The sequence below is a fragment of the Collinsella aerofaciens genome, from assembly GCF_040920445.1.
GTDB classification, from domain to species: Bacteria; Actinomycetota; Coriobacteriia; order Coriobacteriales; family Coriobacteriaceae; genus Collinsella; species Collinsella aerofaciens_BH.
The window spans coordinates 16,300-28,007 of the sequence record NZ_JBCOTQ010000028.1 but is presented as its reverse complement, the minus strand read 5'-3'; the positions used below and the strand labels follow the sequence as shown (position 1 = coordinate 28,007).

Genomic DNA, 11,708 nt, shown 5'->3' with positions numbered 1-11,708 from the left:
GTCAAGACGCCGGCGCCCGACGGGGAGACGGCGAGTTAGCCGGCAGGTCGGCATGTCAATCCTGGTCTAACAGAGCCATAGCTTTTGTTGGGATGTTCGAAGGTGCAAATCGCTTAATGTTTTGATTGATGCTTGCAAGCGTATATGAAGCGAGTCTATCGCTGCGGTTTCCTTTTTCGATCTTGCGCTCGTCCATAATTCTTGCTTTAAATAAGGCGTAATTCAGTTGACTTGAGAACTTGTCATTGTAGGGGGCGATACGTCCGTTGCGCTCCAAGTAGTTGAATTGAACATCGCAAGCCTCGATATCCTTATCATTTATAAAGGAAGAGACTGTTTTATAGATGTTGTTCGTGTCGACTACGGCATTAAAATGAATATATTTGTTGCGTTCAGGATGGTTGTCTAAAATCATATGAACATTGTCTATAACTGCTTGGTATGAGGACTCACCATTAGCGTAATGCCTAGACTTATCATGGATTTGCTGCGGCCCGTCAAGACTGATTAGCAAATAGAATTCATGCCCAGAATCGAAGAAGAATTTAACCATATCTTCAGATAAAAGAGAGCAATTGGTTGTAATTCGAAATGAGATGTGTTTTCCTTTAAATACCTGTTCTGCATATTGAGTAATTAGCTTAATTTCACTAAATCGAAGGAGAGGTTCTCCTCCATAAAATGCTACGACCGGGTTTGGGTTGTCAATCGAGTGCATCTTAAAGAATTCGATTGCATGTTTGGCCGTCGAAACAGACATAGAGTTATGACTGTGGGTTCTGTTGTATAAGGAGTTTTCGGAATAGATACAGTAATCACATCGGAAGTTGCAAGATTGAGTCAGCTGAAGGGTTATCATCCGTAAATTTCTTTCCAGCTTAACTTTCAAAAGGTCAATTGATGGATAAGCGATATCCTGCAATGGCGAATCGCAGCAGTAGCCACATGATTGTAGTAACTGGAATTCTTGGTCTGATTTATAGGAGTCGGGGCAAACTTCGCCTGCTTGGACTTCTGAGATGTAATTGAAGAGATCTTTGTTTACTGCAAGTATCTCGTTTCGATTGGCATCATAAATGTAGTGGCCCAAGAGGGTCTTTATGGGTAGAACTAACATCTCTACCGCCTCTTTCATTTCACTAACGTTATTTTAGTGAACTAAGATGTTTACTTTAAGGTATCCATTTATAAACGTATTGTCAAACATATATTGCTAAAACAGAAACAATTTATAGACTGAGTCGGTCGTATTCTTCGGGCGATTGCTCCTATAATCTAGCCTTCGCTGCTGTCGGGAGGGAAGGACTAGGGTTCCGTTATTCTGTTGAAACGCTTTAACACCTTTGACGTTCTCACGTGTTTTTCGTTTTAAAAGCGTTAGGATGGGACTCGTAGCGTGGGGCGTAATGGGTGCCCCGCACACGATGGGAGGCTATCAATGGCTAATCGTTTCGTTCTCAACACCATTTCTTATCATGGTTCCGGCGCCATCAAGGAGATCCCCGGCGAGCTCCAGCGTCGCGGCTACAAGAAGATCTTCGTCTGCTCCGACCCCGATCTGGTCAAGTTTGGCGTTACCGCTAAGGTGACCGACGAGCTCGACGCCGCCGGCATCGCTTGGAGCCTCTACTCCGAGATTAAGCCCAACCCCACTATCCAGAACGTCAAGGACGGCGTCGAGGCTTTCAAGGCCGCCGAGGCTGACGCTATCGTGACCATCGGTGGCGGCTCCTCCATGGACACCGCCAAGGCCATCGGCATCATCATCAACAACCCCGAGTTCGCCGATGTCCGCAGCCTCGAGGGCGTTGCTCCCACTAAGAACCACGCCGTGTTCACCATCGCCGTGCCGACGACCGCCGGTACCGCTGCCGAGGTGACCATCAACTACGTCATCACCGACCCCGAGAAGGTCCGCAAGTTCGTGTGCGTCGACACCAACGACGCCCCCGAGGTCGCCGTCGTCGACCCCGACATGATGGCCTCCATGCCCGCCGGCCTGACCGCCTCTACCGGCATGGACGCTCTGACCCACGCCATCGAGGGCTACACCACCAAGGGCGCTTGGGAGCTCTCCGACATGTTCCACTTTGAGGCTATTAAGCTGATCAGCGAGAACCTGCGCGACTCTGTCGCCGAGGCCAAGTCCGGCCAGCCCGGCTCCGGCCGCGAGGGCATGGCCCTTGGCCAGTATGTCGCCGGCATGGGCTTCTCCAACGTTGGCCTGGGCATCGACCACGCAATGGCTCACACCCTGTCCGCTCACTACGACACCCCGCACGGCGTCGCTTGCGCCATGCTGCTGCCGATTGCCATGGAGTTCAACAAGCCGGTTTGCGCTGAGCGCCTGGCCAAGGTTGCCGTTGCCATGGGTGTTGACACCACGGGCATGAGCACCGACGAGGCTGCCGATGCTGCTATCGCCGCCGTCAAGCAGCTTTCCGCCGACGTGAATATCCCGCACGTCTGCGAGGCCATGAAGGCTGACGAGATCGAGGTCCTGGCCAAGGACGCCATGGCCGACGCTTGCTTCCCGGGTAACCCGCGCGAGGCGACGCTCGACGACGTCATTGAGCTCTTCAAGAAGATCTGCCCGGCTGCCTAGCCCAGTTTGGTGGTCCTTCGCCCGTAGGTGTATGGTCTTTTGACGTGCCGCTGGCCCCGCCGTGCTACGCACGGCGGGGCTTTTTGTGCTGCGTCGATGCCCTGAGACGGACAAAACCAAGGCGTACTGCCCGCTGCGGATAGGTGGTGCACTTCCCTGCGTGCATTTTTGGGAGTATTCAACAAGCTCTTAAAAATGCATAACGTTGTGAATGGGCGGTAGTGATCCGCAGGCGCCCATCGACAGCCATTGTGGGCGGGCTATCGATGAGTGGAGGGGGTTGTTACTGAGTTTCTGCTTTGCGACGACCTGCAACACTGCTGTAACCGCGTCGTTTTGTCGTTCGTGATGGGGCCGTTGGGGCCCACGGTGCTGAATACTCCGTTTTTTGCACGGTCCAAGGTGGGGCACCCTGAGACGAAGCAAAAAGATGCCTCATTTCTATGCAAATACCAATAGGATTTATGCAAGATTGAGATTGTAAACCGTGCACGTGCACAAAACCGGTGCGGGGACGTCTGGAGGCGGCTCGGCTCCTGGGGCATTGCACGTGCAGAACGGTTAAAATCGGGACTCGGTCTTAGTTTTACTTGGAAGGATGCATATGACTTCTAATATTGATGCTTCTCTAGAGGAGACGCTCTCCTATATCGCAGGACAGCTTAAGACGCTGACTTCTATTGCTTCGCCTACCGGCTATACCCGTGCGGCGACTGATTATCTGATGGAGACCCTGCGCGATATGGGGTTTGGGCCTGAGCGTTCTAATAAGGGTAACGTGCTCGTTGAGCTTGGCGGCGAGGGTGAGCCGCTCGTACTGGCGAGCCATGTCGATACCCTGGGCGCCATGGTGCGCTCCATTAAGGACAATGGCCGCCTGCGTCCCACGACGCTTGGTGGGCATCAGTGGTCTACGGCCGATGGCGAGAACTGCACCGTTTATACGCGCGACGGCAATGTCTACACGGGCGTGGTCCTCAACACCGAGCCTTCGGCGCACGTGGCCGACGAGCCGGTCAAGACCATCGAGAAGAACATGGAGATCCTGCTCGACGAGAACGTCGACAGCAAGGACGACGTGCTTGAGCTGGGTATTCAGACCGGCGACATCATCGCTATGGATCCGCGTACCACGGTGACGGAGAGCGGCTACATTAAGAGCCGCTTCCTAGATGACAAGCTTTCGGCCGCCATTTTGCTGGGCTTGGCGCGTGCCGTCGCCGCTGGCGAGGTGACGCTTTCGCGTAAGGTTTCGCTGCTCTTTACCGTGTACGAGGAGGTCGGCCATGGCGGTGCCTTCGTGCCGGCCGACACGCGCGAGATGATCAGCGTTGACATGGGCTGCGTGGGCGACGACCTGGGCTGCACCGAGCGCATGGTGTCGATTTGCGCCAAGGATTCGGGTGGTCCGTACAACTACGACCTGGTGACCACGCTGTCCAATATCGCGCGCGAGCTTGAACTTGACTACGCCATCGACGTGTACCCGCACTACGGCTCGGACGTTGAGGCCACGCTTTCGGCCGGTTATGACATTCGCCATGGCTTGATCGGCCCCGGCGTGTACGCGAGCCACAACTACGAGCGCAGCCACATCGACGGCGTGCGCAATACCTACGAGCTGGTTCGCGCCTACGTTCAGCGCTAACGATGCGGCGGCCTCGGCTGGCACAGCAGTACCGACCGAGGCCGTCCTCTCTAAGTTGCGGTGAAATAGGGACTGTTTGGCGGTTTTAAACGCTTAGGCAGTCCCTATTTCACCGCAATTTATGAAGGGGATGGGGCTACTTAAGTGCGCCGGTCACCGTGCCGCCGCCGAGGACGATGTCGCCGTGGTAGACTACAACGGCCTGGCCGGGGGCGATGGCTTGCTGCGGCTCGTCAAAAGTTAGCAGCATTTGCCCGTCTTCGCCGCGCGTAAGGGTTGCTGCCTGGTCCTTTTGACGGTAGCGGTACTTGGCGCCCACGCGAATGCCGCCGGCATTGAGCTCAGCCTTCATGCGCTCTGCCGGCGCGCTCCAGATCCAATCGTTGGCCGTGAGCGCTGTGGCCGCCAGGTCCTCGGCCTCACCCAGATGCACGGTGTTGTTGACGGCGTCGACGCCTGTCACGTATACGGGATGCGCCATCGCTACGCCCAAACCCTTGCGCTGGCCGATGGTATAGCGCAGTGCGCCGTTGTGGCGCCCGACCACGCTGCCGTCGCGCCATACGATGTCGCCCGGTGCAGCGGCATGTCCGCAGCGGCGCTCGATATAGCCCGCGTAGTCACCGTCTGGAATAAAGCAAATATCCTCGCTTTCGGCCTTCTTGGCGTTGATGAAGTCCTGCTCGGCGGCAATGCGGCGCACGTCGCGCTCCTTGTCCAGGCCTGCCAGCGGAAAGATTGTGCGTGCCAGGCGCTCTTGCGTGAGCGAATACAAAAAGTAACTCTGGTCCTTTTTGGGGTCCTCGCCGCGATGCAGCTGCCAGGTGCCGTCGGGCGCTTGGCTCGTTTTGGCGTAATGTCCCGTTGCGATGTAGTCGCAGCCCATGTCCAGCGCCGCATCGAGCAACGCGCCAAACTTAATGTGGCGGTTGCAGATGATGCACGGGTTGGGCGTCAGCCCCTCCTGGTAGGCGTTCACAAAACGCTCGATAACACTGTGGTCGAAGGTCTGCTGCAGGTCGAGCACATGGTGGGGTATCCCCAGGCGCTCGGCGACGGCCTTTGCATCGGCGATGTCGCGGTCGACCTTACTCGTGCCCGTGGCGGGGTCGGGCGCGGGGCAGGTGAGGCGCATGGTGGCGCCGACGCATTCGTAGCCCTGGCTTTTGAGCAGGTACGCGGTCACGCTAGAATCGACGCCGCCGCTCATGGCGACGAGCACGCGCTTGTTGTGCATGGGGAGGTTCTCCTTGGTGGCATGTGGCCAAAAAAGAAAAGCGGCGCGGGAGGCTGGTTCCGCGCCGCAGACATTGTAGCAAGTTCGGACGTCTCGTGGGACACCCTAACGAGATGGGCTCAGGCAGCCAGAAGAGAGGATAGGCCGGCATGCCATGGGCCTATCGACAAGTGACGGGCCCTTAGTCCTGGAACAGTGCCGTGGACAGGTAGCGCTCGCCGGTGTCGGCAAGCAGGGCCACGATGGTCTTGCCCTCGTTTTCGGGGCGCTTGGCCAGCTGCAGCGCGGCCCACACGGCGGCACCGGACGAAATGCCCACGAGCACACCCTCCTTGTGGCCCACGGCGCGGCCGGTGGCAAAGGCGTCGTCGTTCTCGACGGGGATGATCTCGTCGTAGACCCGGGTGTCGAGGACGTCGGGCACAAAGCCGGCGCCGATGCCCTGGATCTTGTGCGGGCCGGCCTGGCCCTTGGAGAGCACCGGGGAGGTGGCGGGCTCGACGGCGACGACCTTAATCTCGGGGTTCTGCTCCTTGAGGAACTCGCCCACGCCGGTCACGGTACCACCGGTGCCGACGCCGGCGACGAAGATGTCGACCTTGCCGTCGGTGTCGTCCCAGATCTCGGGGCCGGTCGTGGCCTTGTGGATGGCGGGGTTGGCGGGGTTCACAAACTGGCCGGCGATGATGCTGTTGGGAGTCTCCTTCTGCAGTTCCTCTGCCTTGGCGATAGCGCCCTTCATGCCCTTGGAGCCGTCGGTGAGCACGAGCTGCGCACCGTATGCCTGCATCAGCTTGCGGCGCTCGACGGACATGGTCTCGGGCATGGTGATGATCACCTTGTAGCCGCGGGCGGCCGCCACCGAGGCGATGCCGACGCCGGTGTTGCCGCTCGTGGGCTCGATGATGGTGTAGTCGCCGCCGCGCACGAGCTTGCCTGCCTTCTCGGCCTCGTCAATCATGTTCTTGGCGACGCGGTCTTTAACTGACCCGGCGGGGTTGAAGTATTCGAGTTTGACGAGCACACGAGCCTTGAGGTCCTCGTCGGCCTCAAAGTGAGTGAGCTCCAGGAGCGGGGTGTGGCCGATAAGCTGATCGATGGACGTGTAAACCTTGCTCATGGTGAACCTCCAAAGTGTTCAAGTTGCTGGTTGCCGTGTGGTTTCACGGTGCGTGTAGCAGCTAAACCCATAAACCTTATAGGTTGTTCGTTTAGCTGTTGGGAAGCATACTAGACACTAAAGCCTAGTAATGCAATAGGAAATAGAAGATTATTACGAGCTGATTAACCATCTTGACCGGAACGGGTATTTTCAAAACCAATTTTTCGGCTAGAATTTCTACGGACTAAATGACCGAAAGGCAGCACGATACATGTTGGTTTCTACAAAGGGCAGATATGCCCTGCGCGTTATGGTCGATCTGGCCGAGCACCAGGCGGCCGGTCGCATCCCGCTCAAAGAGATCGCGGCGCGACAGGGGATTTCCGAGAAATATCTCGAGAACATCTTGGCTACGCTCGTGCGCGCCAACATGCTTTCGGGCATGCGCGGCAAGGGCGGCGGCTACGTGCTCACGCGCCCGCCCGAGCAGTACACGGTGGGCGAGATCCTGCGCCTGACCGAGGGCAGTCTGGCACCGGTTGCATGCCTGGATGGCGACTGCAAGGGCTGCTCACGCTCGGATGAGTGCCCCACGCTCGACGTGTGGAAGAACCTGGACAAGCTCATCAACGACTACCTCGACGGTGTGACACTCGATCAACTTGTCGCTCCCAACCATGGCTACGACTACGTCATCTAACCCACACCTGCCATTTGGGGACGGGGTAGAAATGGTAGATTCTCTCGCCCTTTGAGACTTGACAAATAAGAAGGCCGCCCATTTTTGCGATGGGCGGCCTTCGTTTTGGGCTGTTGAGACGGGCACGGCCGGAATGGCCGTTTTAGTCCTCGGCGATGCTGTCGAGGATGCTGCGCGTGATGGATACCAGGATACTGCCCATAAAGGCCGATCCAAAGCTGGCGATGGAGATGCCCGCGCCCAGCAGATTGACCGACAGGTAGCTGGCCAGCTCGAGCATAAAGCTGTTGACTACGAGCTGAAAAACACCAAGCGTAATAATAGTGAGCGGCAGTGAGATGACGGTCAGGAACGGCTTGACGAGCGAATCGACAATGTTCAGGAACAGTCCCACAAAGGCAAAGCAGACCCAGGTCTCGGCAAAGCCGAAGGGTTGGATACCGGGGACGAGGAACGTGGCGATCGCGATGGCGATCGAGGTGAAGAGCCAGTTAAGCATAAAGCGCATGGCGTGAATCCTTTCTTGCGCCGGGGTTGCTGGCGTCGCGTGAAGCGGCTTGCGGCGGCGACCTGGATGGTTGCGCGGGCGCGCCGCGGTGTTTGGGCGCCCATTGTCTCAAATATTCGTGGAGCTTACGTGCGCATACGGTTTCTAAACGGCGTTCGTCCTGAAAAACGCGCCGCTGGCAGAGAGTCTTGTCGCTTTAGTTTGGTGGTGTGCTACACTGCTACGGGCAAAAGCCACAGGCGTTGCCCTATTGCATAGAACGGGCGAACGATGCCCGATGTCAGTATCAACTTCGATGCCTTTTGGCGGGTTTGGCGGTGATCGATGAATATCGAGAACATGTTTGACAAGCCTGATGTCAAGCAGCTGGTCCACGCATTTAGTCTTTTGGATGACGAGAAGGATATCCAAGCGTTTTTGACCGATATCTGTACGCCGCGCGAGATTTGCGACCTTTCTCAGCGTTTGCAGGTTGCGCGCTATTTGGACGAGGGCGAGCCTTATGTTGAGGTTCAGGCCCGTACCGGCGCTTCGTCCACCACGGTGAGCCGCGTTTCAAAGGCGCTGAACGGCGAGTACGGTGGCTACCGCAAGATCCTCATTAAGTTGGAGGATGGCGAGTAGGCCAGCGACAACATTGAATTACGAAGAACCGTCCCTCCGGGGGCGGTTTTTATATGCCTGCAATCGGCTGGTGCGTTGGGTTCAGGTTGCTTTGTACCAAAAGATGGAACTGCGGTGGCAATGTGTCCGCTTGGGCGGGTAGGATGGATGCATTGATTATTGCGAACGGTTTGAGCGGAGGACCATGCCTGTTCGAATCTATACCACCAATGCCGGCACGGATTTGAGCGATGCCGAGTCGGCGCTGCTTGCCGACCTTATTGCCCGTCACGGGCGTGCCGTGTTGCTGGCACCAACGTTTGCCGAGCTCGATCTGTGCCGTCATGATGCGGCGGAAGCCGGCATTTCGCTGGGTATCGACTACAAGACGCCTACATCGTGGCTTCGCTCGCTTTGGGAGCTTTTGGGCGACGGGCGCGGTTTCGTCGACAACCTGCAGCGCCAGATGCTGTTCTCGGACATGGTCACGCGTCTCGACGATGCCGACCTGCAGCCGCTTTCGCGCAGCCAGGGCACGGTGCGCATGCTTGCGCGCATGGCCCACGATGTGCTGCCGGGTGTGGCGGGGACGACGGCCGAGCGATGCGGTGGCAACAATTGCCAGCCTGAGCCAAAAAGCGATGCCGAGGCTCGTGTGTTCGAGCTTTTGCGCGCCTACGCGGGCGGTTTGGACCGTCGAGATATGGTCGAGCCCTGTGAGGCGGCCGACATTATGGCCGGTGTCCTGGCCGATAGCTTGCCGGCGTGCACCCGCGCCGTATGCGTGCGCGGTATCACGTCGTTTACGCACGGTCTACTCGAGCTGCTGTCTGCCGTGGCGAACAATGGGGGAGAGGTCGTCGTGCTGCTTGCCCGCGAGCAGGCGGCGATGCGCGAGGAGCTTGCCACGGCATTTGATGCCCGCGGTGTGCTGTTTGAGATCGCGCCGCTGGGGGAGGACGCCGTCGCGTCTGATGCCGCTTACGGGACCGCCGCTCAGCCTGCCTTTATTGAGGTCGCCGGCCCCCATGCCCGTGCTCATGTCTATGCGGACGCCATCGATAAGTTGGTGAAAGCGCGCAAGGAGTCCAAGGCCGATAAAGCTACTGCAACGCCTGCCGACCCTGTGCGCGTGCTCGTTGTTTCTGCCCGGGCATCCCAGCTGTTCGGTGAGCTCGCCTCTCGTCTGGCGGCGCGTCACATTGCGTCCGAGACGACCGAGTTCACGGCGTTTTCCCAGTCCATCGCGGGCAGGCAGTTTACGGCGCTCGCCAACCTGATCGAGCGTATGAAAGCCGCCGACGAGGGCACCGCTTCCAAGACCGAGTGGTGGCCCGCTCCAGAGCTTACCGACTGGATTTATAGCCCGCTTTCGGGTACTGACGCCGCGAGCGCCCGCGGCTTCGACAAGAACATGCGCCTGTCGCGCAGCAAGACCACTGCGGGCGTCAAGAGCCTGCTGCAGAGTGTGCAGGGCCAGGTGAGGGGCGCCCGCAAGGCCGCCAACGACGATAACTGGTTTAAGAATGTGCCGTGCGTGGTCTCGGACGTGTTTCAGGCGCTGTGGCGCGACAAGCCCGTGACGGCGCTCAAGGCCATGCTCGCCGTTGCAGAGGCGCTGCCCGATCGCGCTCTAGGCGGTCTTGACGGCCAGGCCCGTCGCCAGGCGGAGACGGCTTTGCTGCGCCATGCCATCGACATCCTTATGAATGATGCTCGCGCGCTCGACGTGTCGCAGGCCGCGACCGTGCCGGTTCTCGACGGCGTTCGAACCAAGGTGGACAAGCGCAGTACCGCTTACGATTACGAGACCTACGAGGTCGATCGCACGCCACGGGCGCAAGTGCGCTTCGTGTCGCTTGCCGATGCGTCGGTTTTGCGTCCTGGCGGCTACGATGCCGTGCTGTTTGCCGATGTCGACCTGGACAGCTATCCGCTTTCGCACGAAGAGGGCCCGCTTGCCACGTTGACGGCCGAGCTGCGCCGCGACGGCGTGTCTTTGGAGCCCGCCGCCCTGCTGCGCGTGCGCTTTGGCCGTGCGATGCAGGCGGCGAGCGGTCCGGTCGCGCTCGCCCGCGTGACGCACGATCGTCAGGCACGCGAATGCTACCCGGCAGCCGTATGGACAGAGCTGCGGGCACATGCCGAGGCCGCTGGCGCTGCCAAGCCCACGCGCGTGGGCGAGGGCGATATCATCGCCGACTTTGATCCCGCGGCAGGCGAAGGTCTTAGGCGCGAGCGCGTGACCTGCGAAGCTCCTCAGCATCTGAGCGATGAAGCCATTCCGTATCTGGTCCTGCGCCGTCGCGATGGCGAGGGCGAGGATGCGCCGCTGGTGCCGCGCCTGACGTCTGCCTCGCAGATCGAGGCCTATTCGACCTGCCCGCTGTGCTGGTTCGTCTCGTATCGCGTCAAGCCCCAGTCTATTGACGCGGGCTTTGGCAACATGGAGAAGGGCAACTTTGTCCACGACGTGCTGGAACATCTGCATGCCCGTCTGCCCCAAGAGGGCATGGAGCGCGTGACGCCCGAGAACCTGCCGCGCGCTCAGGAACTGCTACACGAGGTCTTTGACGAGACCTTGGCCGAGCACGCCGGCAAGCGCGGTACCGAGGGCCCGCTGGTGCCGCTCTCTCCAGTGGAGGAGCGCCAGGTGGCCGAGATTTTGCCCCAGCTGGAAGGTGTGCTCGCCTACGAGTCCGAGGCGCTTGCCCCCTTTGCCCCGCGCTACCTTGAGTTCGCCTTCAACGAGCTCAAGGTCGAGTATGCCGGTTGGCCGCTTGGCGGGCGCATCGACCGCGTGGACGTGGACGCCGAGAATCGTGCTGTGGTGATCGACTACAAGCATCGCACGGGCGTCGAGGAGTTTAAGCTCGCCGACCCTACGGTGCGCGACGAGGAGTCGGGCGCGGCGCCCATCGACGATCCGCGGTGGCTACCGCCCCATACCCAGACGCTTATCTACGCGCAGGCCATGCGCCGGGCGCTGGATTTGGACACCCGCGCGGCGCTCTATTTTTCGACCAAGGGCGGCAAGCCGGCGTTGCGCGGTGCCGCGAGCGCCGAGCTGCTCGAGGAAGAGCGCGGCGACGGCCGCATCCCGGGCCTTAAGAAGGGCTTTCCGGGCGAGGGCGGCAGCATGGACTTCGACGCCCTGCTCGATCGCGTGGAGGCCGGCATCGCCGAGCGCCTGCGCGAGCTCGAGGCAGGCAACGTTGCCGCCGTCGACCCGACGTCGGCTCAGGCCGCGCATGCGCGCTGCTCGTATAACCACGAAGGAACGTTTGTAAGGAGGGACGTGTAGA

8 protein-coding genes and 1 pseudogene are annotated in these 11,708 nt (G+C 59.3%); 5 read left to right on the top strand and 4 right to left on the bottom strand.

All coding sequences use genetic code 11. The annotated features are described in order from the left end of the window. Nucleotides 1-55: 55 nt before the first annotated feature. Entirely contained in the window at nt 56-1,135 is a 1,080-nt protein-coding gene (locus AB5405_RS05835; RefSeq protein WP_368137862.1) for a radical SAM protein, read from the bottom strand. A 303-nt stretch (nt 1,136-1,438) separates the two neighbouring features. Between AB5405_RS05835 and fucO the strand changes: the two genes are divergently transcribed. Both fucO and AB5405_RS05825 read left to right on the top strand, forming a co-directional pair. After that, entirely contained in the window at nt 1,439-2,605 is a 1,167-nt protein-coding gene (gene fucO / locus AB5405_RS05830; RefSeq protein ID WP_022094861.1) for a lactaldehyde reductase, read from the top strand. 604 nt (nt 2,606-3,209) lie between these two features. Continuing rightward, complete coding sequence (locus AB5405_RS05825; protein ID WP_368137861.1) at nt 3,210-4,253, top strand: M42 family metallopeptidase; 1,044 nt, start codon at nt 3,210-3,212, stop codon at nt 4,251-4,253. 136 nt (nt 4,254-4,389) lie between these two features. Here the strand turns inward: AB5405_RS05825 and mnmA are convergent. Together mnmA and cysK are read right to left on the bottom strand one after the other, a co-directional pair. After that, nucleotides 4,390-5,493 (bottom strand): annotated as a pseudogene (gene mnmA, locus AB5405_RS05820) (tRNA 2-thiouridine(34) synthase MnmA); the annotation flags it as partial. 178 nt (nt 5,494-5,671) lie between these two features. Further along, nucleotides 5,672-6,610, bottom strand: coding sequence for a cysteine synthase A (gene cysK, locus AB5405_RS05815; RefSeq protein ID WP_196032330.1), 939 nt, complete (start codon nt 6,608-6,610; stop codon nt 5,672-5,674). Between the two features lie 253 nt (nt 6,611-6,863). Between cysK and AB5405_RS05810 the strand changes: the two genes are divergently transcribed. Next, complete coding sequence (locus AB5405_RS05810; RefSeq protein ID WP_022094857.1) at nt 6,864-7,292, top strand: RrF2 family transcriptional regulator; 429 nt, start codon at nt 6,864-6,866, stop codon at nt 7,290-7,292. A 142-nt stretch (nt 7,293-7,434) separates the two neighbouring features. Here the strand turns inward: AB5405_RS05810 and AB5405_RS05805 are convergent, their stop codons facing one another. Next, nucleotides 7,435-7,800 carry a phage holin family protein gene (locus AB5405_RS05805; protein WP_368137860.1) on the bottom strand — a complete coding sequence of 122 codons (366 nt, stop codon included), beginning with the start codon at nt 7,798-7,800 and terminating at the stop codon, nt 7,435-7,437. 324 nt (nt 7,801-8,124) lie between these two features. On the opposite strand from AB5405_RS05805, the gene AB5405_RS05800 reads away from it, so the two are divergent. Then, complete coding sequence (locus AB5405_RS05800) at nt 8,125-8,424, top strand: YerC/YecD family TrpR-related protein (RefSeq protein WP_022094855.1); 300 nt, start codon at nt 8,125-8,127, stop codon at nt 8,422-8,424. Nucleotides 8,425-8,608: 184 nt separating this feature from the next. Next, a complete protein-coding gene (locus tag AB5405_RS05795; protein ID WP_368137859.1) occupies nt 8,609-11,707 on the top strand; it encodes a PD-(D/E)XK nuclease family protein in 3,099 nt (1,032 codons plus the stop codon). Nucleotide 11,708: the final 1 nt, after the last annotated feature.

Bases quoted from the DNA above. Each gene is read 5' to 3' on its own strand.
- AB5405_RS05835 (WP_368137862.1), bottom strand. From the start codon at position 1,135: ATGAAAGAGGCGGTAGAGATGTTAGTTCTACCCATAAAGACCCTCTTG.
- fucO (WP_022094861.1), top strand. From the start codon at position 1,439: ATGGCTAATCGTTTCGTTCTCAACACCATTTCTTATCATGGTTCCGGC.
- AB5405_RS05825 (WP_368137861.1), top strand. From the start codon at position 3,210: ATGACTTCTAATATTGATGCTTCTCTAGAGGAGACGCTCTCCTATATC.
- cysK (WP_196032330.1), bottom strand. From the start codon at position 6,610: ATGAGCAAGGTTTACACGTCCATCGATCAGCTTATCGGCCACACCCCG.
- AB5405_RS05810 (WP_022094857.1), top strand. From the start codon at position 6,864: ATGTTGGTTTCTACAAAGGGCAGATATGCCCTGCGCGTTATGGTCGAT.
- AB5405_RS05805 (WP_368137860.1), bottom strand. From the start codon at position 7,800: ATGCGCTTTATGCTTAACTGGCTCTTCACCTCGATCGCCATCGCGATC.
- AB5405_RS05800 (WP_022094855.1), top strand. From the start codon at position 8,125: ATGAATATCGAGAACATGTTTGACAAGCCTGATGTCAAGCAGCTGGTC.
- AB5405_RS05795 (WP_368137859.1), top strand. From the start codon at position 8,609: ATGCCTGTTCGAATCTATACCACCAATGCCGGCACGGATTTGAGCGAT.